Genomic DNA, 24,800 nt, shown 5'->3' with positions numbered 1-24,800 from the left:
CCGCCCTTCATCCGCCGGCGAGCAGGTCCAGGAGCCGGTCGCGCTGTACGCACTGTTCCAGCGCGAAGGAGTCGGCCAGGGCGAGGACGTCGTCGTCGCCGAGGCCCCGGAAGAGTTCGGCGTACTCCTGGACCAGCGGCTGGCCCAGCAGGATGTGCCGCAGGAGGACGTCCAGCCACTGACGGGTGCTGAACGGCTTGCCGGAGAAGCCCGGGAACTCGGTGGTGATGAGTTGTTCGAGCGGCTTGGCCAGCTCGCGGATCTCGCCGTCCGGGGAACTCCAGGCCTCCGCGCCCAGGCGGTGCTTCTTCGCCATGAACCCGGCGAAGTGCCGGTGGTAGGCGCTGCCGGGCGCGATGTGGACGAGTCCTTGCAGGCCGACGTCCTTGTAGGTCCAGATGGACCAGCTCGCCTCATGTCGTCGGTATATCTCCAGCTGGTCGGCGAGCAGTCGGGCACTCTGCTCGTCGCGCGCCGGGTCTCCGGTGTACACCGGCCCGAACTCACCGACCCAGACCGGGGTGTTGGTCTTGCGCATATAGGCCGTGCGGCGCAGGAAAGCCTCTTCGACCTGTTCCTTGTCGATCCAGGTGCCGTCTGTGTCTCCGGGGTAGCCGCCGCTGCGGGCGAAGCCGGCGCGGGCGTAGTCGTGGCAGGTGTAGACGGCGTTCTCGATGGGCTCGCCGAAGACGGCGAAGTCGGTTGAGTAGTGGTTGCCGTCGAGGAAGAGGATGTGGCGCGGGTCGACCGCGCGGATCGCGCCCGCGAGGCGGTCGTAGAAGGCGGGCAGCACCTGTCCGGAGTCGTCGGCGGGCTCGTTGACCGGGTTGTAGCCCGCCACCCACGGGTTGTCCTTGTAGCGGTCGGCGATGACCTCCCACAGGCGCACCACCCGGTCCTGGAAGTGCGGGTGGGCCCAGAAGAGGGCAAGGTGCGTGGGGTTGTCGGAGTGCCACTGGTGGTTCTGGTAGCCGGGCAGGGAGTGCAGGTCGATGATCGTGTAGATGCCGTGCCGCGCGCACAGGTCCACCACACGGTCGAGATGGGCGAAGCCCTCCTCCCGGATCTCGAAGGGGCGGGCGTCGTCCTCGAAGTGGCGGTAGTTCACCGGCAGGCGGAGGCAGTTGACGCCTTTGCCTGCGAGCAGCGCGGCGTCGGCCTCGTCGAAGAAGACGGTCAGGAACCGGTCGAAGAAGAGTTCGTAGCGACGTTCCCCGAGCACCTCCCGCATTGCGGACCGCGTCGCGGCCTCGTTGCCCGGAAACCCGGTGATGAAGTTCTCCATGTTCATCCAGCCGCCGAGCCCCGCGCCACGGAGTCGTACCGGGGTGCCGTCGGAGGTCTCGATCCGGGTGCCGGAGACTCCGAGCAGCGGGTTCGCGACTGTGCCGGAGGAACGCGTGAAAGGGGGTGGGGTGGCCATACGGGCGGGGCCCTTCGCGGTTGAGGACGGGCGGAGTTCGTGGCGATCATGGCGATCGGCGGATGCGGCGACGTGTGTACAGCAGGACGGAGAGGGCACGAAGTCGTCTTCTCAGGCTGAGGCGGCTTCGTCGTCGGCGGTGACGAGGATGCGTACGTCCCAGGCGCCCAGGTGCAGTGCCGTGCCGGCGGGGACGGCCGTGCCGTCCAGCACGTTGCACAGCGCCACGGGTACGGTGACGTGAGCGGGGTCCCAGCTCCAGTTGTGCACGACGTGGACACGGCGTCCGTCCGCGGACGTACCGGTGGCGGCGGTGACCGAGGGCGGGAGGTCCCGCCAGCCGCTGCGCGGGGTGGGCGCCAGCCACTTGGCCAGCGCCCGGGCGAGATCGTCGCCGGGAACCGTGCCGACGCAGGTGACCCGGCCCGCGCCGTGGCGGCGGGTCGTGACGGCGGGCCAGCGGCCGAAGTGCGGGTGGTCGTATGTGGCGAGGACCTCGGCGTCCAGGACGGTGAGTCCGTCGATCCAGCGGGTGGCCGTGGCCCGTTCCGGCACCTGCAGGGGGCTGCCCGGCGCCGCGAGCAGCGGGATGTCGGAGGTCAGGTTGCTGAATTCCTCGTAGCTCGCGCCGGCGGCCGCGACGAGCCGCCCGGGTGCCGGCTCCTGGCGGGCCCGGGCCTCGTGGTCGGCGTAGCCGGTTCGTGGTCCGAGTACCAGGTGTCCGCCCGCGTGCGCGTACGCGGCCAGCCAGTCCAGCGTGGTGTCGGCGGCCAGGTACAGGGCCGGGACGACCAGGACGGGGTGGCGGCGTGCTGATTCCTCGGGGCTCGGGCCGGTGCGTTCACCGCTCGGGTCGTGGAGCTGGCGGGCGTGCACGATGCGGACCTGGCGGCCCTCCTGGAAGGCACCCCGGTAGAAAGGGTCGAAGATGCCGTGATACGCGTTCGGGTCGGGCCCGCCGTCGCTGCCCAGTGGCGGGTACTTCTGCATCAGCCACTTGCTCGGCGTCGAGTAGACCATGGTGAGGTCCGCGTCCGGTTCGAGGCCGGCGACCAGGGGGCCCGCGGTCTCGAACTCGGCTCCCAGGCGGGCCAGTTCGTCGTAGATCCGACCGGCTCTGCCGCTGTGCGGGAGGATGCCGCCCACGTAGGTCTCGGTGCCGAAGTGCAGGGTGTGCCAGTGCCAGTACTCGATCATCCGGGCCCCGCGCGTGACCAGCGCCCACGCGGCCTGGCGCCACTGGCCGTCGTAGGCGGGACGGTTGTCCCAGGCGGGGCCGATGGTGCCGGCGTTGGTCTCGGTGACCAGGAACGGGGCCTGGCGGGAGGCGTACATCCAGTCCCCGAGCTGGGAGACCGCCCAGGCCCGCGCGCTGTACGACAGGGCGTCCTGCATCCCGTAGTAGGGGTTGCCCGCGGCGATGTCCAGTGCCTCGTTCAGCTCGTGGTCCTCCACCCCGGGGCGGGGATACGAGAGGCACGTGGTGACGAACTGCTCGGGCAGGGCGTACTCGCGTACGATACCGGCCTGCCAGGCGACGAACTCGGTGGTCAGGGCGGCCTGGAACTCCCGCCAGGCGACGTCGTACTGCGGCTGGCTGTTGCCGTCCGGCGTCCACAGGTCGGCCCACGTGGTCAGTCGGTGCGACCAGTAGACCAGGCCCCACTCGCGGTTGAGGGTCTCCACGTCGCCGTACCTGTGGCGCAGGTGGTCGGTGAAGCGCTGGAAGACGCCGTGGTTGTGGAAGAGCTCCAGGCCGGGCTCGTTGTCCACCTGGAAGCCGATCACGGCCGGGTGGCGGGCGTAGCGGGCGAGGATCCGGCGGATCACCCGTTCGGCGTGGAAGCGGAATGCGGGGTGGGTGTAGTCGACCTCCTGGCGGGCGCCCCAGGGGATGCGCTCGCCTGTCCGCCGCTCACCCGCGATTTCCGGGTACTGTCGCGCCAGCCACGGCGGAACCGCGTAGGTCGGGGTGCCCAGGATGACGGAGATGCCGCGTTCGTGGGCGCCGTCGAGGACCGGCTGGAGCCAGTCGAGGTCGAAGGCGTCGTTCTCCGGTTCCCAGGTCGACCATACGGACTCACCGACCCGGATGACGGTGAAGTGCGCTTCGGCCATCAGGTCGAGGTCGCTCTTGAGCTGCTCCTCGGCCGATTCGGTGCCGTAGGGAGGCCGGTACTCGTGGTAGTACGCGGCGCCGAAAAGGACGCGGGCGGGCAGGACCGCCATGGAACAAACCTCCTGGGGACAGGCAGGGTTGACGATGCATGACTGCTTGAGGGCCCCTTCGCAGGCAGGCGGGCCCCGACTGGACAGGCGATCGGCAGTGGCGAGCCGGTCGGCGGGGAGCCGGGGTCACTTGAGTGCTCCCGCCGACAGTCCGCTGATGATGTGGCGCTGCGCGATCGCGTAGAAGACGACGATCGGGAGCACGGCGATGAGGGAGGCGGCGAGCAGGATCTGCTGTTGCGGGGACTCCGCCGAGACGAAGTTGGTGAGCCCGCGTTGCACCGGCATCAGCGAGCTGTCGTTGAACAGCACCAGGCCCATGAGGTACTCGTTCCACACCTGCATGGCCTGGATGACGGCCACCGCGACCAGGCCGGGCTTGGCGAGGGGGAGGATGATCCGCCAGAAGGTGCCGAGCAGAGAGGCGCCGTCGATGGCGGCGGCCTCCTCCAGTTCCCTGGGCTGACCGGCGAAGAACCCGCGCATGATCAGGATGGAGATCGGCAGCCCGCCGGCGATGAGGACGAGGATGTAGCCGATGCGGGTGTTGGCCAGGCCCAGCGTGATCATCAGCTTGTACTGGGCGATGAACGAGGCCGGCAGCGGGATGATCATGATGATGAGAATGGCGGCCACGACGACGCCCCGGCCGGGGAACTCGATGCGTGCCAGCGCGTACCCGGCCAGGCTCGAGATGATCAGGATGCCGAGGACCGCGGCCGTCGTGTAGAGGAGGCTGTTGGGCAGGTACTGGCTGAAACCGCCCTCGTTCCACGCGGTTGCGAAGTTGCCCCACTCGAAGGGGTGCGGGACGGGGTCGGTTCCCTTGTACAGCTGCTTGGCGCTCTGCAGGGATCCGCTCAGCATCCACAGCACCGGCAACAGCGCTTCCAGCGCCCCTGCGATCAGCAGGGCGTACAGCGCGACTCGCGGGCCGCGCTGTCGGATCCGGCGTTGTCGAGTGCCCCGCGTCGGCGCCGTTGCCGTCTTTGCCCTCGGTGCCGCATCGAGAAGCGTGTTCACCCTCAATTGCCCTTCTGCGCGGGGGAGTCCGTGCTTCCGCCGAGCCTGCGGGAGACCCACAGCTGGACGCAGGCGAGGACGACCAGGCACACCCCGAAGATGACCGACATCGCGGCGGCGGGGCCGTACTCGTTGTACTGGAAGGCCTGTTGGTAGATGTGCAGGGTGGGGACCTCGGTGTGACCGGCGGGGCCGCCGTTGGTCAGCACCTGCACCGTGCCGAAGATCTGCAGGCCGCTCAGCAGGGTCAGCACGCTGACGATGCCGGTGACATGGGACATCCCGGGCCAGGTGATGTGGCGGAACTGGGCCCAGCCCCGTGCCCCGTCCAGCGACGCGGCTTCGTACAGCTCCTTGGGCACGTCCTGTCGGCCGGCGAGAAAGAGGATGAATCCGAATCCCCAGTGGTACCAGGTGAACACGACGGCCACTGCGATCAGGGCCGTCTTGGGATCACCCAGCCAGTTGTGCTGGAGACCGCCGAGGCCGAGGGTCTTCAGCGTCTGATTGACGATTCCGATGTTCGGGTCGAGGAACCACGAGAACATCACGCCCACCACCACCGTGGAGAACACCCCGGGCAGGTAGTAGACGGTGCGGAAGAACGCCGATCCGCGGCGGGCGCGGTGCACGGCCAGGGCCATGACCATCGACACCGCGTTGGCGACGACCAGCCCTACGGCGCCGAAGACGACGGCGTTCTTCATCGAGTCCCAGAACCCGGTGTCGTGCATCACCTGGCGGTAGTTGGCGAGGCCGACGAACGGCGTGTCCAGGCTCACCCCGTCCCAGGACTGGAAGCTCAGCAGGATGCCCTGAACGAAAGGGACCACCGTGAACACGGCGATCACGGCCAGAGCCGGCGCCAGGAAGAGACAGGCGGCCAGCACCCGAGTGCGGCGCCTCATTACGCGCTCCGCTGCGCCGCGTCGAGGTCACCGAGAACCTGGTCCACCGTGCGCTCCTTGAGCACGATGGCCTGAGCTCCCTTCTGCAGGGCGGTGATGACCTGCTGCCGCATCTGGTTCTGGACGAGCTGGACATCGGAGATCTTCGCGGCGATACCGGCCAGCTGCTGCGGGATGTGCTTATCGGACACCGCGCGCGCGGAGGGTATGAGCGGCACTTTCTGGGCGAAGGCCGTCTGCTGGGCCGGCTCGGTCAGCCACTGGACGAACTTCAGCGCCTTGGCCGCGTTCTTGCTTCTGGGGTTGATCGCGGCGCCCTTGGCGGCACCGGCGACCAGCCGCGGATCCTGCGTGCCGTCGTCGGCCTTGGGGAGCGGGAAGGAGCGGAAGTCCGTGAAGTCCGGGGCGGTCGCTCGGGCCACACCGACGGCCGAGGTGCCGTCGAAGACGGCCGCGACGCCCTGGGTGTTGAAGAAGGCTTTCTCGACGGTGGGGTTGTCGTTGTTCCCGGAGGGAAGCGAGCCTGTGGCGATGACGCCGGCGTCCCGCAGGTCGACCAGGATCTGCAGGCTCTTGCGCCAGCTGTCGCTCTTCCAGCTGGACTTGCCGATGAAGGTGGCGTTCAGCTCATCGTCGGTGAGGTAGTTGGACGCGTACCCCTGGACCAGCTGGTTCACCAGGCTGGTCGCGAACCAGAAGGGGCCCTTCCCGGACTTCTTGATCTTCACGAGTTGGTCGATGAACTCGCTCATGCCGGCCGGCGGCTGGTCCGGGTCCAGGCCGGCGGCCTTGAACATCGCGGAGTTGACGAAGATGCCCAGCGCGGGGGCCTCCCAGTGGGCGCTGTAGATGCCCGGCTTCACTCCCTGCGGGTTGTCCGCCGTGAAGGTCGACGTCTTGAGCGTGGTGGGCCGGAAGGTGTCGCCCCAGCCGGACTTCATCCGGTCGGTGAGGTCCATGGCCCAACCGGCCTTGTAGTACGGCGCCATGGAGAAGGAGTCGACCGCCGAGTAGATGTCCGGCATGTCGCGGGACTGGGAGCTCGACTGGAGCTTGGTCAGGAAGTCGGTGGGGCCGACGTCGTCGATCCTGATCTTCACGCCGGTCTGCTTCGTGTACTGCTTGGCCAGCGCTGCCAAGGCCGCGGCCTGGCCGCGGGACTGGTTCATGAACACGATCTCCGAGTCGCCCGATCCGGCCGACTGGCCGGAACCGCAGGCCGCCAGCGAGGTGGTGGCGATGCCGGTACCGATCGCTCCCAGGAGGAAGCCGCGCCGGGACAGAAAGGTGGGGCCGGTCGGCGAAGCTGCCGCCGCAATGTGGTCTCGCCTCATTGCGAGTCCTCCTCGATGGGTCGCTGACTGAGGTGTCGGGGTGCCAGGTGATCCGTTCCGACGCGGAGCGTGGTTGCTCGGTGGGTCGGCCGGGCGAAAGAGAACGGCGGCGCTACTGGCTCGCGCAGCGCGGTTCGAAAAATAAATGCGCAATTGATCGAAACTGTTTTCCTGGATCGCTTGCTGACGGTGAACGCTAGGGAGGGTGATGACCTTCGTCAACCCTTCGGGCGCGACTTTTTCTCCCAGCTCAGGGCGCCTGCTGGCCAGTTGATGTTACGAAAAAAGTTTCGGTGTTAATGTGCTACCCACGAGGAATACTCAGCCCGAATCGTCATCAGGGGGAACCATGGCATCCGTTTCCAACCGAGTGACACTGGCGCAGATCGCCCGGCAGGCCGGCGTCTCGGTGGCCACCGTCTCCAAGGTCATCAACGGGCGCCCCGACGTGGCCCAGCAGACCCGCGACCTGGTCATGGACCTGATGCGCCAGCACAACTACGGCGGCAACCGCGACGATCTGCGCGCGCACCCCACCGTGGAACTGTTCTTCGGCTTCGAGCGGCTCAGCATCTACCACACCGAGCTCATCCAGAGCGTGGTGGACGCCGGGGCCCGTGAGGGCGTCGCAGTGGTGGTCAGCAGACGTGGCGACCTCGACCCGGCGGCCGACCCTGCCGCCTGGGCCCGCGGCCTGGCCGCTGCCGGTCGCCGCGCGGTCATCACGGTGACGGCGAACACCTTGTCGCCCCCGATCATCGAAGCCCTGAACCGGGTTCGGCTGCCGGTGGTGTTGCTCGACCCGGAGTCGTTGCCCGACGGCTCGATCGTCAGCGTCGGTGCGACCAACTTCGCCGGCGGTCACACCGCCGCCACACATCTGCTCTCCCTCGGTCATCGCCGGATCGCCTTTCTCGGCGGCACCGAGCACGCCTGGTCCAACCAGGCCCGACTGCACGGGTTTCGCAGTGCGATGGAGGCGGCCGGCGCGCCGGTACCGGGCGAACTGATCCGTCACGCCGGCACCTTCCACGCGGCGGAGGGCGTCGAGCACGGCGGACGGCTGCTGGCCATGGATCCCGCGCCGACCGCGGTGTTCGCCGCCTCGGACGAACTGGCCGCCGGGCTCATCGAAGCGGCTCGGCGGCGAGGCCTGCGCGTACCCGACGACCTCAGCGTCGTCGGCTTCGACAACACCCCGCTGGCCCAGGTGATCTCACCCGCGCTGACCACGATCCACGGCCCTGTCCCCGAGATGGGGGCCGTCGCGTTGCGCACCGCTCTGCGTCTGGCCGCCGCGGAGGACATCGACTCCCACCACGTCGAACTGGCCACGAGACTGGTGGTCCGGGACTCGACGCGACAGGTGCGCGCGACGACCGATGTGGGTGAAGGCGATTAGTCGGCCCACGGGGATGGAGACGATGGCCACGCTTGCTCCGTACGATCTCACCATCGACTTCGGCGGCGACCGGTTCCCGGTCTCCGGAAGCCGTCCGCGGCTGTCGTGGAAGCCACCGACGGGCACCACGGCCTGGACCGGCCACGAGCTGGAGATCCACGTCGACGGCCGACCCGCCCAAACCGCCACCAACAGCGGTCAGTTGTACGTCGACTGGCCGTCCAATCCCCTGCACAGCGGCGAGCGCGTACGGTGGCGGGTGCGTACCCGTGCCGACATTCAGGTCTCCGAGTGGAGCGCCTGGAACGACTTCGAGGCCGGGCTGCTCGACGAGGACTGGACGGCGCACTGGATCACTCCGGCGGACGATCCGCAGGCCGCCCATCGCCCGCCCGGCACCCGTCCCGCGCACGTTCTGCGTGCCACCTTCACCACCACCGAGACGGTCCGCGCGCGCCTCTACTCGACGGCTCTCGGTGTGTACGAGGCGTTCGTCAACGGCGAGCGCGCGGGAACCGCCGAACTCGCGCCGGGCTCGACGTCGTACGACCGTACTCTGTACGCCCAGGCCGCCGACGTCACCGCGTCCGTCCGCCCCGGCGCCAACACCATCGAGGTCGTGCTGTCCGACGGCTGGTACCGCGGCCGGGTCGGCGCCTTCCGCAAGCCGGCCGGCTGGGGTGAACTGCTGGCCGTGCGGCTGGAGTTGCATCTGGAGCACGCCGACGGGACGCGTCAGGTCGTACGCTCCGACGAGCGCTGGACCTCCGCCCCGAGCCGCATCACCCGGGCCGATCTGATGGACGGCCAGGTCACCGACTTCACCCTCCCGTACGGGCCCCGGCGGCCGGTACTCGTGGACGCCGTCACCGCGCCCCCGATCGACTGGTCCCCGGCCCCGCCCGTGCGCCGCATCGAGGACCGCCCAGCCGTCTCGCTCACCCGACTGCCGGACGGCGCCTGGGTCGCCGACTTCGGCCAGAACGCCTCCGGCTGGATCGTCCTCACCGACCTCGGCCCGGCCGGTACCCGCACGGTGATCGACCACGGCGAACACCTCGACCCCGTCACCGGCGACCTGACCACCTCCCACCTCGACATCCAGCGACCGGGCGATCCGGTGACCGTCTTCGTCCAGCACGACGAAGTCGTCTCCTCCGGCGCCGCGGGCGAGGCCTTCGAGCCCCGTCACACCGTGCACGGTTTCCGTTACGCCCGCCTGGAGCGCGGCGAGGTGCCGCTGGACTCGTCGAGCCTTGCCATGCGGGTGGTCCACACCGACCTGCGCCCGACCGGCACCTTCGCCTGCTCCCACCAGGACCTCAACCGTCTGCACGAGGTCGCACGCTGGAGCTTCAGAGGCAACGCCGTCGACGTGCCCACCGACTGTCCCACCCGCGAGCGCATCGGCTGGACCGGCGACTACCAGGTCTTTCTCCCGAGCGCCACGCGTCTCTACGACGTGTCCGGGTTCAGCCGCAAGTGGCTGCGTTCGGTCCGCGACGACCAACTGGACGACGGGCGTATCGCCAATTTCTCCCCGGACGGACGGCGCATCAAGCTCCGCGGCGATCAGCGGCTGGACATGATGACGGGCTCCGCCGGCTGGGGCGACGCCATCGTGCTGGTGCCGTGGGAGCTGTACGAGACATACGGAGACCGCCGGGTGCTCGACGAGAACTGGGACGCGATGGTCCGCTGGCTCGAGTGGGCGCTGGCCACCGCCCGCACCGCCCGCCACCCTTCCCGGGTGGCCCGCTCGGCCGAGCCTCTGCCGCACGAGGAGTTCATCTGGGACGGCTCCTTCCACTGGGGTGAGTGGTGCGAGCCCAAGCCCCGCGCCGCGGACGGCTCGCTCATCGAACCGGCGGACGACGAGCCCGAGGCCTGGATGAAGACCGACAAGGGCGAGGTCGGTACCGCGTTCCTGTACCGCTCGACCAGCACCCTCGCCAGGATCGCCCGGGTCCTGGACCGCGAGACCGACGCCGTCCGCTACACCCGGCTGGCGGAGCGGATCATGGAAGCCTGGCGGACGGAGTTCCTCGACGACAGTGGCCGTACCACCGTCGACACCCAGGCGAGTTACGTCCGCGCCCTCGCCTACGGCCTGGCGCCCGACCAGCTGCGCGACGCCGTGGCCGCGCGACTGGCCGCGCTCATCGAGGCGGCCGGCACACATCTGGGCACCGGATTCCTCTCCACCGCACACCTGCTGCCCGTCCTCACCGACACCGGTCACGCCGACCTCGCCTACCGGGTGCTCCTCCAGCGCACCTCACCGTCGTGGCTCGGCATGCTGGACCGCGGTGCCACCACGGTCTGGGAGGACTGGGACGGCGTGGACGAGAGTGGCGTCGCCCGCGACTCCCTCAACCACTACAGCAAGGGCGCCGTCATCAGCTTCCTGCACACCCACACCCTCGGACTGCGGCAGGCCGAGAACTCGGTGGCCTGGGAGCGGTTCGTCGTCGCGCCCGTACCCCACGCGTCGGTCGACTGGGCGCGCGGCACCTTCGACAGCCCGCGCGGCACCATCGCGGTGGAATGGCGCACCGAGGGCGACGAACTCCACGTCAGCGTCGATGTCCCGCCCACTTCCACCGCCACCGTCATCCTTCCTGACGGTGTTGAGACGGAGTTGGGGCCGGGGCGGACCACGATACGACGACGCGTCGGCGTGCGGTGAACGTGGAGGGACCGGCGTCGGGCGTGCTGCCGGCCCGGCAAGGCGGCCTTGAGCGTGGCGGCGGCCACCGGTCGCGGTGATCCGGAGGTGCCGGCGGGAGCACCGACCCGCAGGTCCTGCCCCGCGCCGTCGTCCACGGCGCCACGCTGATCCTCTTCCCGGTTCTTCGGTTCCCGACGGACGACGGCTCGTGGATCGTAGACACACCTACGGTTGTACGACGGGACGTGACAGGTGTTGCCGCGCTTCGCGCCGCCGGCGCTGCTCGGCCGGGTCCGCGACCGGCGCTGCGAGCAACAGCTTTTGGGTGTAGGGGTGTTCGGGGCTCGCGGTGACCGCGCCAGCCGGTCCGGTCTCGACGATGTCACCCCGGTGGATCACGCTCACGCGGTGGCTGACGTGCCGGATGACCGCGAGGTCGTGAGAGATGAACAGGTAGGCGACGCCGGTGCGGCGCTGGATGCCGACGAGCAGGTCGAGCACACGGGCCTGGGTGGTGAGGTCGAGTGCGGAGACGGGTTCGTCGCACACGATGAGGCGCGGGGCGGGTGCCAGTGCGCGGGCGATCGCGATGCGCTGCCGCTGACCACCGCTGAACTCCCGTGGCAGCCGCTGCGACGCGTCCTTCGGCAACCCCACCTGGTCGAGCAGTTCGGCGACTCGTTGCCGGGCCTCGGCTGCCGTGCTGCCGTGGACGACCAGTGGCTCGCCGAGGATGTCACCGATGGTGAGAGCCGGGTTGAGGGAGGAGTACGGGTCCTGGAAGACGACCTGGATGTCGCGGGCGAGGGCGCGGCGTTTCTTGCGTCCGGCGTGGGTGATGTCGTGGCCCCGGAAGCGGACGGTGCCGCCGCTGGGCGTGGCGAGGCCGAGCACGGACCGGCCGATGGTCGTTTTGCCGGAGCCGGACTCGCCGACGATGCCGAGGGTCTCGCCCTGGTCCACGGTGAGTGACACTCCGTGCAGAACCTCGTTGGGGCGGGCCCGGAAGCCGCGTCCGGGGTAGGTGATGCGCAGGTCGCTGACCTCCAGCAGGGTGGTCATCGGGTCTCCGTTTCGAGAACGTCCGCAGCGGGGGCCGGAGGGTCGGTGCGCAGGACCGTCTCGTCGAGGATCGAGTCCAGGAGCCCCCGCGTGTACGGGTGCCGGGGCGCGGCGAACAGTTCCTCCGTCACGCCGGTCTCGACGACCGTGCCCTCTCGCATGACGGCAACGCGGCCGCAGATGTCCGCGACCACGCCGAAGTTGTGCGTCACGAGGAGTACGGCCATGTCGAGGTCCTTCTGCAGGTCGCGCAGCAGGTCGAGGATCTCCGCCTGGACGGTGACGTCGAGGGCGGTGGTCGGTTCGTCGGCGATGAGCAGCAGGGGACGGCTGGCGACGGCGCCCGCGATGAGGACGCGCTGTGCCATCCCGCCGGAGATCTGGTGCGGGTAGGAGCGGAAGGTGCGCTCGGGGTCGGGGATGCCGACCCTGGCGAGGAGGGCGACGACCCGCTCGCGTGCGTCCGCCGTGGACATGGGCGTCGCCGCGCGCACGCCCTCGACGAGCTGGGCGCCCACCGTGCAGGACGGGTCCAGGTTGGACATGGGTTCCTGGGGGACGTAGGCGACGGACGTCCCCCGTACCGCCCGCAGTTCGCGCTCGCTCAGGCCGAGCAACTCCCGGCCGTCGAGCCGGATCGAACCGCGGGTGACGACGGCCTCCGCCGGCAGTACGCCCAGCGCGGCGAACGCGGTCTGTGTCTTGCCGGAGCCGGACTCGCCGACCAGGCCGAGGGTCTCCCCGGCCGCCACGGTGAGCGTGACACCGCTGACGACCTCCTTGAGCTCGCCGGTGGGCGTGGGGTAGGCGATCGCCAGGTCGTCGATGGTGAGGAGGGCGGACGTGGTGTCCTCGGGGGCGCGGGGCGGCCGGTACGCGGTGGCGGTGACGATCCGGGCCGGTTTCGGACGCCCGCCCTCCAGGGCGTCCCGCAGCGCGTTCCCGAGGAGGACGAGGGAGGCCGTGATGAGGCCGAGCGTGATGCTGGGCCACAGGAACTGCAGGGGCTCCTCGTACAGGTTGGTGAAGCCTTCGGAGATCATCGCGCCGAAGCTGGGTACCGTGGTGGAGCCGACGCCGAGGAAGGCGAGCCCCGACTGGACGGCGATGGACGACCCGGCGAGGAACGCCGTGGCGATGATCACCGGCCCGCGCACCACGGTGAGTACGTGCCGGCGCAGGATGCGCCGGTCGGGGAGGCCCGAGACGCGGGCGGCGTCCACGTACAGCTCGTTCTTCACGCCGAGGACGAGATTGCGGACGAGCCGGTAGATGCCCGGGGAGAGCAGCACACCGAAGACGACCATGGTGGCCCGGTAGTCGCCCTTGGTCACCGGCATCAGGATGATGAGCAGGAGCAGCCCGGGGAACGTCATGATCAGGCTGAACAGCCACTCGGTGACTCCGCGCACGCGCCGCCCGAAGTACCCCCCGATCAGCCCGGACGTGATCCCGATCGTGAGGGCGACGCTCGCGCCGATGAGCGCCGACACCGTGCTGGTGTCGATGGAGTACAGGAGTCCGGCGAAGATGTCACGGCCGCTCTTGTCCCCGCCGAGCAGGTAACCGTGTTCACCGGGGCCGGCGTTGACGGCGTCCAGGTTCGCCTGGTTGGCACCGTGCTCGGTGAGGACGGGGGCGAGCAGGCCGAGCAGGACGATGACGACGAGCAGGCTCGCGCTGCCGACGGCCTGGGGGTCGCCGAGCAGGCGCCGCAGGGTCGACCGGCGGCGCGTGTTCGTATTCGCGGTGGTCAACTGGTCGTCCTCGCCTTCGGGTTGAGCCAGCCGTTGAGGAGATCGACGACGAGGTTGACGACCACGACGAGGAGCACACCGAAGAGGCTGATGCCCATGATGATCGGCACGTCGCCCTGCAGGGAGGCGTTGAACGCGTACTGGCCGAAGCCCGGCAGCGCGAAGATCTGCTCGATGATCAGGGCCCCGCCCAGCATCTGGATGAACTCCAGGGACAGCACGGTGAGGGCCGGTCCGGCGGCGTTGCGCAGGGCGTGCCGCAGGACGATGGAGCGGGTCGGGATGCCCCGGGTGCGCAGGGTGCGCACGTAGTCCTTGCGCAGCTCGCCGATCATGGCGCCGCGGATCTGCGAGGTGAGACTGGCGACCCCGCCCATCATCAGGGCGACCACGGGGATGGCGATGGAACTCGCCCAGCGGGTCGGGCTCTCGCTGAAGTCCGTGTAGCCGGTGGCCGGGAAGACATGCAGCTTGATGGCGAACACGTAGACCAGCGCGATGGCGACCAGCAGGCTGGGGACGAGGTAGCCGGTCATCGCGGCGCCCTGCGCGAACCGGTCGACGGCGCCGCCGCGCGCGGCGGCGGCAACGCCGAGCGCCACGCTGATGAGCGAGGTGGCGAGCAGCGCGACGACGACGATCGACAGGGTGACGCCGAGCCGGGCGGTGATGGCGGAGCGGACCGGCTCGCTGGTGAAGTAGGAGGTGCCGAGGTCGCCCCGGACGGCGTGCGCGAGCCAGTCGGCGTACTGGACGGCCACCGGCCGGTCGAGGCCCATCAGAGCCTTCTGGGCGGTGATCTGCCGGTGGGTGGCGCCGTTGCCGAGGACACTGCTCGCGACGTCGTCGAAGGTCGTGCTGAGCAGCAGGAACGTGATCATGGTCACCAGGACCGCGAGCACGAGGCCCGCGGTCAGGCGACGCAGCACATAGAGCGTCATGGGTGTCCGCTCACCCTCCGGACTGCGCGGAGCCGGCCACGCCGAACTGCCGGATGGTGGCCATCGTGGCGGAGCCGTCGCCGAGGTAGGTGATGCCCTTCTTGGTGGCCCAGTCGGTGCCGATGTAGAAGACGGGTGTCAGCCAGGCGTTCTCCACGCCGAACTCGTTGATCTCCCGGTAGATCCCGGCCGACTTCGCCGGGTCGAGCTCCTGGGCGGCCTGCCCGAGCAGCTTGGTCAGCTTCGGGTCGGTGGAGTGGAACACGTTGCGGAAGCCGGTCGGGCTGTAGAAGCTCCTGGTCATGCCCGGGTCGGAGCTGAGGCCGTCGACGATCAGGTACATCGGGTACTTGCCCGACGAGACGGCGGTGGTGGACTGCTGTGCGGGCACCGGCTCCCAGGTCACCTTGATGCCGATGTCACCGAGCGCCTGGGTGAAGATCGGCTCGAAGCTCTTGGTGAAGACGAGGCTCGGCATGGTGACGGAGAAGCCCTTCGGGTAGCCGGCCTCGGCGAGGAGCTTCTTCGCCCCGGCGACGTCGAAGGGATACATCTTGTCGAGCGCCGCGTCGTAGGCCCCGCCCTTGGGGTTGAACAGTTGGTCGGTGGCCTTGCCGGAGCCCTGCAGTATCTGCTGGACGATCTTCTGCCGGTCGAAGGCCATGTTGATGGCCTTGCGGACGCGCAGGTCGCCCAGTGGCTTCAGCTTGCTGCCCGTGCGGTCGCCGAGGACGAGGTAGGCGCCCGCGGTCGCTTCCACATGGGTGATCCGGAACCCGGCCGCCTTGATCGCGGACACCTGCGAGGGGTCGATGGTGCCTGAGTTGGTCTGGCCCGCCTTGAGGGCGTTCGCCGATGCGGTGGGGTCGGTGATCACGCGGATCTTGACCGTCTTGAAGGGGTACGCCTTCTTGTTCCAGTAGTCGTTCCGGCGGTTGAGGACGTAGACGGAGCCGTTGACCGTCGACTTCGTGTCGAGGGTGTACGGGCCGGAGCCGACCGGGTTCAGGGCGGTGGACTTGTTCGCCATCGTCTTCGGGTCGCCGATCACGCCGGGGGCCGTCGACAGCGAGAGGAGCAGTGAGGCGTCGGGCTGCTTGAGCCTGATGACCACCGTGGAGGCGTCGGGGGCTTCGACGGAGGAGACGGCGGCCAGCGACAGCTGGCTCTGGCCGGGTGTCGAGTGGATCCGGTCCAGGGTGGCCTTCACCGCGTTCGCGTCCACCGGGTCGCCCGAGCTGAACTTCATGCCCTGACGGATCTTCAGCGTCAGCGTGCGGCCGTCCTTCGAGTACGACCAGCTCTGCGCCGCGCCGGGGTGGAGCTCGCCCTTGTTGTCCTGGAGGAGCAGCGTGTCGAAGATCGAGTCCCAGACGTAGGTCTGCTGGCCCTCGATGAGCTGGGCGGGGTCGAACGAGTTGGGGGTGCCGAGGATGGACAGCGCGAGGGTCTGGTCGGCGCCGGAGTTCGAGGTCGCGGCCGGGGTGCTGTCGCACGCCGCCGTGGCCGTCGCCAGCAGGGCTATGGCCACCGCGGCGGTCAGGGCCTGCGAGTGCGGCCGTGGCCTGGGCCGGGAGTGCGAGAAGCGGATGCGCATGGGTGGATTCCTTCGTCCTGGAACCTGGAGAGCCGAGGCGGTCGTCGGTGCGTCGGTAGGTCGGTGCGGTCAGGCACGGGTGCACGCATGGGTCGATGCAGGTGTGGGGTCGTGCGGCGGAGCCCTGGGCGGTGCAGGCGTGTGGTGGTGAGCGGGGCCATCGCAGCGGTCGCGGTTCCGTCGCTGTGCCTCGCCATCCGAACAGTTACCACGTGGTCGAATTTCACTCGGAAGGTAAGCCTCGCCGCGATGCGCGGGAAGAGTGGAGGTCGCGTTCGTAATCAGAGCGTTATCTGGCGTGAAATCGCCGCGTCCCGCCCCTTGCGTTCGCGGTGATCGCGGCTCAGACTCCGGGCAGGCTTGAAATTTTAAGCCTTGGAAGGTTTTCGGCATCGTGATGACGGGGCTCGAGAGGAGGAAGCGCACTGTGGCTCAACCCAGGGCCCGCGGCCCGTACACCAAGACCCCGGCCAGGCGGGCGGAGATCGTCCGGGCGGCGCGTGCGAGCTTCGCGGAACACGGGTTCACGAAGGCTTCGCTGCGGGACATCGCCGAGCGGGCCGGGATCACCCATGCCGGGCTGCTGCATCACTTCCGCAACAAGGACGACCTGCTCGCCGCCGTACTCGCCGAGCGCGACACCGAGGAGCGGCGGTACGCCGAGTCGAAGGTCCCGGACATGGACCACCTCGCGCCGTACCTCGGCGACATGCTGCGCCACCATCAGAAAGCCCCCGAGCTGATGCGGCTGTGGATCGAGCTCGCGGTTGCCGCCTCACGTCCCGGGCATCCCGCGCACGGATACTTCGCCCATCGCTACGCCTGGGGGAACGACCGGTTCACACGAGGTATGCGCGGCAAGGAACGGCGCGGAGAACTCCACGAGGCGCTCGCCCCCGAACACGCCGCCACCCTGCTGCAGGCCGTGCTCAACGGCCTGCAGTTGCAATGGCTGCTCGACCAGGACCTCGACATCGTCGGCCCGGTCCGGGCCTTCATGAGTATGACTTTCCCGCAGGTCGCACAATCAGAGGACGAAGAATGAGACCTGGCACCCTCGCCGTCCAGCTGTACAGCGTGATCGAGGCTCTGCAGACCGACCGCCGCGGCACTCTCGCCCGCCTCGCCGCGCTCGGCTTCCGCCACGTCGAGCCGTTCGCGCTCGGTCTGTGGAACACACCTCCCGGCGAACTGGCGGCCTCCGCCCATGCGTTGCGCGCGGACCTGGACGCGGCCGGCCTCGGTGTCAGCTCCGTGCACGTCGCCGTCTCGGCCGACAGCCAGGCGTCGGTGATCGAGACCTGCCGGATCCTGGGCACGGACACCGCCTTCGTGCCGGTTCCCTGGCTCGTCGACGGCTTCGACGAGCGGTCCCTGGAGAGCGTTGACGGAGTACGCGCCTTCGCCGACCGTCTCAACGAGGCGGCGCGGGAGCTGGTCGGCGCGGGTATCCGGCTCGGGTACCACAACCACCACTTCGAGTGGGCCCGGCTGCCGGGCGGCGCCCCCGCCTTCGACCTGTTGTGGGATCTGCTCGACGCCGAGGTCCTTGCCGAGGTCGACGTCTACTGGGCCGCCGTGGCCGGCCAGGACCCGGCCGAGGTCGTCGAACGCCTCGGCGAACGCGTCGTGGCCGTCCACCTCAAGGACGGGCCGGCCATACGGGAAGCACCGCAGACACCCATCGGTACCGGAGACATCGACATCCCGGGTGCGTTGCGCGCGGGAGCCCACCTGCGGTGGCACATCACGGAGATCGACCAGACGGAAGCCGACCGCTTCGAACTGCTCGCGGCCAACCGGCAAGCCCTCCTGGCGGGCGGCCTGACCATCCCCTGACGCTCCCGAGCCGCCGGCGTCCCGCGGCAGGGAACCGCGCGGTCCGACGGAAACGCGTCGGGGGAGCGGGACCGGTTCGGGCCGTGCCGGGTGTACGGCGTCTGCCGCGATGACGGGCCGCGCCGACGAGGTCACCGCGCCACAGCCGGTCCGCTACCGCCCCGCCCGCGCGCCCTCTGGACCGACGTCCCGGACGGCCGCGGGCTGCGGGCGGACCAGCCGGACCGCGCAGTCGTGGAAGACGCCTGCCCCGCTGCGCCAGGAGATTCGACCACTGAGCGCCCGTACCGAACGAGCAGACGGAGAAACGATCACATGCGATCGGCTACTCCCCGCGACCGCACCGTCGAGCGGCTTGTCCAGCCGGAGTCGGTGTGGACTCCGAGCCCGGGACCTGCGGGTCCTCACCGAGAACTACGAGGCCATGCGTCGCCGGGGTCCGCTGGGTCCGCGAGCGTGCCGAGAGTGACCTCACGGAGAAGTGCCGCGGTCTTCCCGAGAACGACCCCGTGGGGTCAGGGGCCACGAACTCGGCGATGAGCGTATCTCGGTGGAGACAGAGGTCGGCGTACCCGGCAACACCCGAGGAGTGCGAGTCCTTCGCCTGCCGGGGCCGGGAGGACCCGCACCTCCGACCCGGCAGCCATCCGATCCCCGTTCCTTCGTCATGACCGGAGACACCATGCCCCACCCCGTGCCCACCACCTTCGAAGAGGCACTCGCAGCCGTTGATCCCGCCTTCATGGCACCCTTCTTCGACGTTCCCGATGCCGACCTGGATCCCGTGCTCGCCCTGCGGATGGCGCGGGAGACCGGCAGCGCGAAGACGGAGGTCCGGGCCGGCGTGCGTGCCGAGCGCCGAGCGGTACCGGGTCACCCCCAGCTCACCGCGATGGTGTACGAGCCCGACGGCCGCGAGCGGCCCGGCGGGGCGCTTCTCTGGCTGTTCGGCGGCGGCCTCATCATCGGATCCGCCGAGCACTCCAACGACATCGCGTCCGCCTTCGCCGTTGACCTTGGCGCGCTCGTCGTCGTGCCGGACTACCGGCTCGCACCCGAGCACCCCTGTCCCGCGGCCCCGGACGACTGTTTCGCGGCACTCCAGTGGATGCTCACTCACGCCGACGAACTCGGAATCGACCCGGAACGGATCGTCGTCGGAGGCGAGAGCGCGGGTGGCGGGCTCGCCGCGACAGTCGCCCAGCGGGCCCACGACACCGGGGTCGGGCTGCGCCTGCAGGTGCTGGTCGCACCCATGCTGGACGACCGGACCGTCGTACGGGCGGAGGCGGAAGGCCGAGTCAGCGTCGCGTGGACGGTTCCCGCGAACAGGTTCGCGTGGACCAGCTATCTGGGACATGCTCCGGGCGAACCGGAGGAACGCCCCTATGCCGTGCCGGGCCGGCGCGCGGACCTCGGCGGACTCGCGCCGGCGTGGATCAGCGTCGGAGAGATCGACCTTTTCCATCAGGAGAGCGTCGACTACGCGCGGCGCCTCGACGAGGCCGGTGTGAAATGTGAGCTGACGACCGTACCCGGCGCCCATCACGCGTTCGAGTTGGTCGCGCCCGAGCATCCTGTCGTCAGAGCACTGCGGCGGGCCCGGCTGGAGGCGATGCGCGAGGCTCTCCGTCCGCGGGACTGAGCCGAACGACCGTGTTGCCCCGTGCTTCCGTCACTCCCAGGTGCGCCCGCTCCATCGGGAGCGACGGGAAGACCCCCTCATCGAGATCCTGACGGGTGGCGCCGTTCCCGGGCCGCCCCGGGGCGTCGCCGCGATCAGGTCGAAGGTGTGGATGGCCCCGAGCAAGGTGACGACGACGGTGAAGGTGAAGGCGGAGCGGTGACAGCGGGCGAGGCCGTCCCGCGCGTCCGGGTCGGCCGTCGTCTCATTGGTGTGTCATGTCTTGGGCAGCCAGGGGGCCAGGGCGCTGTCGACCTCGCCGGCCACGGTGTCCTTGTCGATCGGTTCGCCGAGCACGGAGCGCCGGAAGAACAGGGGGCCGACGATGCGGGCCATGAGCTGGTGGGCGTGTGACTGGACGCCGGGGCGGAGTTCGCCGCGGCGGGCGGCAGCGCTGAGGGCGTCCCTGAAATGCTGGTCGACGCGGCCGAACACGTCCTCGCGGATACGCCGTGCCTTCTCGTCGCGTTCGGCTCGTTCGAAGACGGCGGCCATGATGGACGCGGAGGACGGCTGGTTGAGCCAGCTGGTCTGCTTCTGCAACTGGTCCGTCAGCTGGTCGCGGACTGGGCTGTCGTCGAAGGTGAGCAGGGGGCGGACACTGTCGGCGAGCGCGTCCATGAGCAGGCTGTGCCGGTCGGGCCAGTGGCGGTAGACGGTGGCGCGGCCGATTCCGGCGCGGCGGGCGACGGTGGCGTGGGTGACGTTTTCGGGGCCGCCTTCGACGAGGAGTTCGGTGGCGGCGGTCAGGGCGGCGGCGCGGCTGCGCAGGGCGCGGGGGTCGTCGTTGGTCCGGGGCATCGGGACACCTCTCTCGCACAATCTATGAGACGGATTGACTCACACTCTTCTTCGATACATACTGTCTCACAGATGGCCGGGTGATCACCCTGCCACCGTCAGCCGCAGGTCCGCCAGGGGGCCTGCCGCATGGTCCGAGGAGACGGCTCATGCCCATGAACGAGAACGTCATCACTCTCCACTTCACCGACCGTGCCGCCGCGTTCAGGGCGCTGAACGGCCTGAAAGACCTCAGCGCCGAGAACGCGCAGGTCCGTTCCACCGTACTGATCGAGTGCCTGGAGGGCGGCTCGGCGCGCGTCACCGGGGACACGGACGGCGCGGTGGAGCCGTACACGGCGGCCGTGGCCCGCGTCGCACGGATCCCGCTCGAAGGCGCGGTCATCCTCGTCGAGGTCCGGGAAGAGGGCACCGACACCATCGACATGCTGGCCCTGTGGTACGGCGCGGTCCTGGAGCGCTTCCCGGCCGGCTCCGTGTGCGGGGGGCTGCGTGTGGTGGAAGGCGGCGTCGCGGACGCCAGGGGGGAGGGGGCGGCCCGGTCCGAGGACGAGCCACCGGAAACCGCGTGGGAGTTCTCGGCCGCGGTCGCGACACTCCGGCGGACGACCGCCGCATAGCCGGGCCACAGGGCCGGCGGGCGCGGCGCGGTTCCCTGCCGCCCGTGACGCGGGCTCACCTTCACGGCTTTCATCCGGCGGCGCCCTCGGGTGCCGCCGAGTTTCCGGGTCACGGCAGCGGCCCGCCGCCCTCCTGGTGGCCGTCGCGGACGGGGATGTGTGACCCGCGACGGATCCGCGAGGCAGGCATGTGACGACCGCGCCTACGGCTGTGGCTGCGACGTGGACGCGCACCAGGTGAGCGGCGCCTGCGGTCGGTGCCGTCGGTGAACCGGCCTTCGTGCACCGTTCCGGTGGGGCGGGCGAGGGCGGGGGCGGCGCGGCGGCACCGGTCGACGCCTTGTGCGCGGCGCGCTGTCCTGGCGGGGAGTGGCCACCGGGGGTGGGTGGGTCCGGCTCCACGGCCCGGGGCGAGGCGGCGGAGGCGGGCGTGCGGTTCGACGGCTGACGGCGTGGACCACACGGGCGGTTCACGCGTGCGGCAACCAGGGTGCAAGCGCCGCGTCGACCAGGCTGACCACCAGGTCCTTCTCAAGCCGTTCACCGTGCAGGAAGCGGTGGAAGAGCAGCGGCCCAACAATGCGCGCGATGAGATCCTTGGCGTGCTCCTGGACGCCGGGGCGCAGTTCACCACGTGCGGCGCCGGCGGCCAGTGCCCGGGTGAAGTCTTCGTCGGCCGTGCCGAAGATCTCCTCGCGGATGCGCCGCGCGTCCTTGTCCCGCTCGGCACGCTGGATGACCGTGGCGATGACCGACACGGCACTCGGCTGGTTGAGTCGATCGGCCATCTGCACCAGTTGGGCGACCAGCTGGTCGCGGACGGGGCCGTCGTCGAAGGCCAGCATGGGCCGGACGTCGTTGGCGAGTGCGTCGATGAGAAGGGCCTGCTGCTCGGGCCAGTGGCGGTAGACGGTGGCGCGGCCGATTCCGGCGCGGCGGGCGACGGTGGCGTGGGTGACGTTTTCGGGGCCGCCTTCGACGAGGAGTTCGGTGGCGGCGGTCAGGGCGGCGGCGCGGCTGCGCAGGGCGCGGGGGTCGTCGTTGGTCCGGGGCATCGGAACACCTCTTTCGCGGCTCTTGTGAGACGTATTGATTCATAATCAATCTTCGATACATATCGTCTCACAGGTGGCGGTGAAAAGTCCCGCCGAGGCCCGACCCGTATCTGTTCAGTGGTCCGTGCGGGCGCGTGGGGCGGCCGTCGACCGAGAGCGGGCCCACGTCCGTGAACGGTGACGCGGTCGTCCTGCCTCTCGATGGCCGTGGTGCCGCCTTGGCGGAACGCCTCGAAGGCGGTATGTCGCGTGTCACCGCGGCACGCGCGCCGTCCTCGCGTGCCGTGGAGCATGGCCCGTGGCCTGCGCGCCGAGTGGACAAACCATGGAGGTGCTTTCGGGCGGGTCCGGGAGCCCGCGATGTGGAGCAGGGTGGGACCGCGGCGCCCTCGTGCGCTGGGCGAGGCGGGGCCGGGTGGGAACAGCATGGCGAGAGCCTTCGTATGCGGAACGCGCGCGACCGTATTCGCGGCGACGGCCGGACTCGCACTGACCGTCGCCTTTCTGCCCGGTGCCGCGGACGCGGCCCTCGGAGGCCTGACGGACCCCTTCGGCACCGGCACCCCAATGCCCCGGACGCCGCCTGCCTCCTCGCAGGAGACGCTCGTCCTGCGCGACGCCCGGCTGAGCCGGGCCGAACAGCGGCCCGGCGTACGGAACCTGCGCGAACAACTCGGCGTCCAGGGCGTGCCCGAACTCGATCCGAACATGGCATCCGCCCGTCAAGTGGACGCGCTCGACGGATACCTGACGCCGTGCAGTGACGCCGACCCGGCCGACGTCGGCCGGCGGCATGTGCGAGCCCGCCCCGACGTCATCGGCCTCACCGCCGGCGAGGTCGAGGACCTGACGCCGGGCAAGCAGTGCACCGATGTCGCCAGCGCATGCCACCTCTCCTCCGTGCAGTCGTCGACGGTCCCGGTGTTCGGTGACGGCGTCAAGGAGAACGTGTCGTGCGACGGCTGGCTGATCAGGGTGCTCGGGGCACCGGCGCGGAGCCTGCCCTCGGGGCTGGCGGCCGCACGGGGCTCCGGAAGGCAGGCCAAGCGCGCCGCCGTAGGGGCTGTCCGGGCAGCGAGGGCGCGTGCACTGCCGGCTACGCCCAAGGCGACTACGGCAGGGTTGGCGACGGACCCGAGCCGCGTGCCGACGGCGAGATCTGGGGCCTGCGCACCGTGCTCGGCAGCAGGCTCACCCGGTCGCTGGTGACCCGCGCGACGGAACTGTCGCCCGCGAACCCGGTCTTCCTCGACGAGCGAGCCGCCGCCGCTGCCGGTTGTCGGTCGCAGGGAAGAACGATCCGGGCAGTCCGGTGGTCGGCCGATCCGGGTGCCTGCTGGTGAGGCGCGGAGCATTGCCACATCGGCGCCTCTCTCGTCTCGCGCGATGCCGGTCGGCACGGGGAGTACTGGATGCCGATGGCGTCGTGGAGTGAGTTCTCGATGTCGCCGCGAAGCGCGCTCGGACTGTTCGTCGCCCTGTACCGCCCCAGGCCTGTCGCCCCGGCCTGTTCTCGTCCAACTCGCGCTCTCCGCCCGGGAAGTGACGGCAGTACTCGCCACCCTCAACTTGTGAGACAGATTGACTCACAACCTCTCTTCGATACATACTGTCTCACAGATGGTTCGTGAGGTCCGGCGAGGCCCGGTACCGCGGCCGTCCACCACTGAACGCGGCCCCGCGAGGGGTCTGTCGACCGAAGGAGAGTCCATGTCCGTGCATGAGAACGCCCTCACCTTGCGTTTCGCCGAGCGCGCAACGGCCTACCAGGCCCTCAGTGACCTGAAGTACCTCAGCCCCGTCACGACGCGGGTCCGCGCCGCCGTCCTGATCGAACGCCTCGAAGACGGCGCCGTGCGCGTCCCCGAAGGGATGGAGACCACGGCCGGGCGCGGCGCCGCGGTCGGCGGGCTGGTCGGCTCGCTGGTCGGCATCCTCGCCGGTCCCCTCGGCGTCCTCATGGGCTGGGGCGTCGGCGCACTGATCGGCGGAGGCCACGACTACCGGCGGGCCGAGCATGTCAGTACCGCCGTCGACGCCTTCGTCCGCCATGTCCCGCCCGGCGGCACGATCATCCTGGCCGAGGTCGAGGAGAGCGACACCCAGGCACTGGACCTGCTGGCCATGCGCTACGACGCCGTACTGGAGCGCCGCCCCCTCGACAGCGTGCGCGCCGAACTCAAGGCCATGGAGGAAGCCGCCGAACAGATCCGCAAGGACGAGGCGAAGGCCGGGCGCGAGAACAAGCGCACCGAGATCGCGCAGAAACTCGGCCGACGCCCCGGCCGGCGCGAGGAGGGCGACGACACCACGCCTCAGGGGACGCTCGCGGTGTGAGCACCGGGAGCACTGCGGACGCGGGGCGCGGACCGCACCGCGGTTCACCCTCCCCAAGTGCCCGGTCGGTCGGAGTGGGCCACCCCACACCTGCCTCGGCCGACCCGCCCGGCCCGA

General features: G+C 69.9%; 19 protein-coding genes. 8 read left to right on the top strand and 11 right to left on the bottom strand.

The annotated features are described in order from the left end of the window. Positions 1-7: 7 nt before the first annotated feature. The 5 genes from ACFWPS_RS37575 to ACFWPS_RS37555 form a co-directional block, all read right to left on the bottom strand. Positions 8-1,423 (bottom strand): glycoside hydrolase family 5 protein, encoded by a 1,416-nt coding sequence (locus tag ACFWPS_RS37575; RefSeq protein WP_383713909.1) that lies wholly within the window; start codon positions 1,421-1,423, stop codon positions 8-10. 111 nt (positions 1,424-1,534) lie between these two features. After that, on the bottom strand, positions 1,535-3,652 hold the full coding sequence (locus ACFWPS_RS37570; RefSeq protein ID WP_383713907.1) for a beta-galactosidase: 2,118 nt from the start codon (positions 3,650-3,652) through the stop codon (positions 1,535-1,537). 126 nt (positions 3,653-3,778) lie between these two features. Then, a complete protein-coding gene (locus tag ACFWPS_RS37565; protein WP_383713904.1) occupies positions 3,779-4,519 on the bottom strand; it encodes a carbohydrate ABC transporter permease in 741 nt (246 codons plus the stop codon). A 158-nt stretch (positions 4,520-4,677) separates the two neighbouring features. After that, complete coding sequence (locus tag ACFWPS_RS37560) at positions 4,678-5,583, bottom strand: carbohydrate ABC transporter permease (protein WP_383713901.1); 906 nt, start codon at positions 5,581-5,583, stop codon at positions 4,678-4,680. After that, complete coding sequence (locus tag ACFWPS_RS37555) at positions 5,583-6,917, bottom strand: ABC transporter substrate-binding protein (RefSeq protein WP_383713899.1); 1,335 nt, start codon at positions 6,915-6,917, stop codon at positions 5,583-5,585. Before ACFWPS_RS37555 ends, ACFWPS_RS37560 begins: the two co-directional genes overlap by 1 nt. 349 nt (positions 6,918-7,266) lie before the next feature. Here ACFWPS_RS37555 and ACFWPS_RS37550 point away from each other — a divergent pair, with 349 nt between their 5' ends. Together ACFWPS_RS37550 and ACFWPS_RS37545 are read left to right on the top strand one after the other, a co-directional pair. Continuing rightward, positions 7,267-8,319, top strand: a complete 1,053-nt coding sequence (locus ACFWPS_RS37550; protein WP_383713897.1) for a LacI family DNA-binding transcriptional regulator — start codon at positions 7,267-7,269, stop codon at positions 8,317-8,319. A gap of 22 nt (positions 8,320-8,341) precedes the next feature. After that, a complete protein-coding gene (locus tag ACFWPS_RS37545) occupies positions 8,342-11,008 on the top strand; it encodes a family 78 glycoside hydrolase catalytic domain (protein ID WP_383713895.1) in 2,667 nt (888 codons plus the stop codon). A 207-nt stretch (positions 11,009-11,215) separates the two neighbouring features. On the opposite strand, the gene ACFWPS_RS37540 is transcribed toward ACFWPS_RS37545, so the two are convergent. Genes ACFWPS_RS37540 through ACFWPS_RS37525 form a run of 4 tightly spaced genes read right to left on the bottom strand, consistent with a single transcriptional unit; the run spans position 11,216 to position 16,347 of the window. After that, positions 11,216-12,052 carry an ATP-binding cassette domain-containing protein gene (locus ACFWPS_RS37540; RefSeq protein WP_383713893.1) on the bottom strand — a complete coding sequence of 279 codons (837 nt, stop codon included), beginning with the start codon at positions 12,050-12,052 and terminating at the stop codon, positions 11,216-11,218. Then, positions 12,049-13,809 (bottom strand): ATP-binding cassette domain-containing protein, encoded by a 1,761-nt coding sequence (locus ACFWPS_RS37535; RefSeq protein WP_383713890.1) that lies wholly within the window; start codon positions 13,807-13,809, stop codon positions 12,049-12,051. The genes ACFWPS_RS37540 and ACFWPS_RS37535 overlap by 4 nt, the downstream gene beginning before the upstream one ends. Then, positions 13,806-14,750 (bottom strand): ABC transporter permease, encoded by a 945-nt coding sequence (locus tag ACFWPS_RS37530; RefSeq protein WP_383713887.1) that lies wholly within the window; start codon positions 14,748-14,750, stop codon positions 13,806-13,808. The genes ACFWPS_RS37535 and ACFWPS_RS37530 overlap by 4 nt, the downstream gene beginning before the upstream one ends. 10 nt (positions 14,751-14,760) lie before the next feature. Next, entirely contained in the window at positions 14,761-16,347 is a 1,587-nt protein-coding gene (locus ACFWPS_RS37525) for an ABC transporter substrate-binding protein (protein ID WP_383713884.1), read from the bottom strand. A 427-nt stretch (positions 16,348-16,774) separates the two neighbouring features. Between ACFWPS_RS37525 and ACFWPS_RS37520 the strand changes: the two genes are divergently transcribed. The 3 genes from ACFWPS_RS37520 (at position 16,775) to ACFWPS_RS37510 (ending at position 19,831) form a co-directional block, all read left to right on the top strand. Then, the gene (locus tag ACFWPS_RS37520; RefSeq protein WP_383713881.1) at positions 16,775-17,392 is read left to right on the top strand and encodes a TetR/AcrR family transcriptional regulator; all 618 of its coding nucleotides are present in this window, start codon (positions 16,775-16,777) and stop codon (positions 17,390-17,392) included. After that, entirely contained in the window at positions 17,389-18,186 is a 798-nt protein-coding gene (locus ACFWPS_RS37515) for a sugar phosphate isomerase/epimerase family protein (RefSeq protein WP_383713879.1), read from the top strand. The genes ACFWPS_RS37520 and ACFWPS_RS37515 overlap by 4 nt, the downstream gene beginning before the upstream one ends. A gap of 682 nt (positions 18,187-18,868) precedes the next feature. Further along, positions 18,869-19,831, top strand: coding sequence for an alpha/beta hydrolase (locus tag ACFWPS_RS37510; RefSeq protein ID WP_383713877.1), 963 nt, complete (start codon positions 18,869-18,871; stop codon positions 19,829-19,831). 255 nt (positions 19,832-20,086) lie between these two features. Here the strand turns inward: ACFWPS_RS37510 and ACFWPS_RS37505 are convergent, their stop codons facing one another. After that, a complete protein-coding gene (locus ACFWPS_RS37505) occupies positions 20,087-20,671 on the bottom strand; it encodes a TetR/AcrR family transcriptional regulator (RefSeq protein WP_383713875.1) in 585 nt (194 codons plus the stop codon). A 149-nt stretch (positions 20,672-20,820) separates the two neighbouring features. Between ACFWPS_RS37505 and ACFWPS_RS37500 the strand changes: the two genes are divergently transcribed. Continuing rightward, positions 20,821-21,291: a hypothetical protein gene (locus ACFWPS_RS37500; RefSeq protein WP_383713873.1), complete on the top strand. Its 471-nt coding sequence runs from the start codon at positions 20,821-20,823 to the stop codon at positions 21,289-21,291. Between the two features lie 470 nt (positions 21,292-21,761). On the opposite strand, the gene ACFWPS_RS37495 is transcribed toward ACFWPS_RS37500, so the two are convergent. Further along, a complete protein-coding gene (locus ACFWPS_RS37495) occupies positions 21,762-22,346 on the bottom strand; it encodes a TetR/AcrR family transcriptional regulator (RefSeq protein ID WP_383713870.1) in 585 nt (194 codons plus the stop codon). Positions 22,347-22,772: 426 nt separating this feature from the next. On the opposite strand from ACFWPS_RS37495, the gene ACFWPS_RS37490 reads away from it, so the two are divergent. Next, positions 22,773-23,555: a hypothetical protein gene (locus tag ACFWPS_RS37490; RefSeq protein WP_383713869.1), complete on the top strand. Its 783-nt coding sequence runs from the start codon at positions 22,773-22,775 to the stop codon at positions 23,553-23,555. Positions 23,556-24,056: 501 nt separating this feature from the next. Beyond that, the gene (locus ACFWPS_RS37485) at positions 24,057-24,683 is read left to right on the top strand and encodes a DUF1269 domain-containing protein (protein WP_383713866.1); all 627 of its coding nucleotides are present in this window, start codon (positions 24,057-24,059) and stop codon (positions 24,681-24,683) included. Positions 24,684-24,800: the final 117 nt, after the last annotated feature.

The sequence above is a fragment of the Streptomyces sp. NPDC058457 genome (genome assembly GCF_042720695.1).
Classification (GTDB): Bacteria; Actinomycetota; Actinomycetes; order Streptomycetales; family Streptomycetaceae; genus Streptomyces.
The sequence above is the reverse complement of the archived record's forward strand: the minus strand, read 5'-3'. Positions and strand labels throughout refer to the sequence as shown.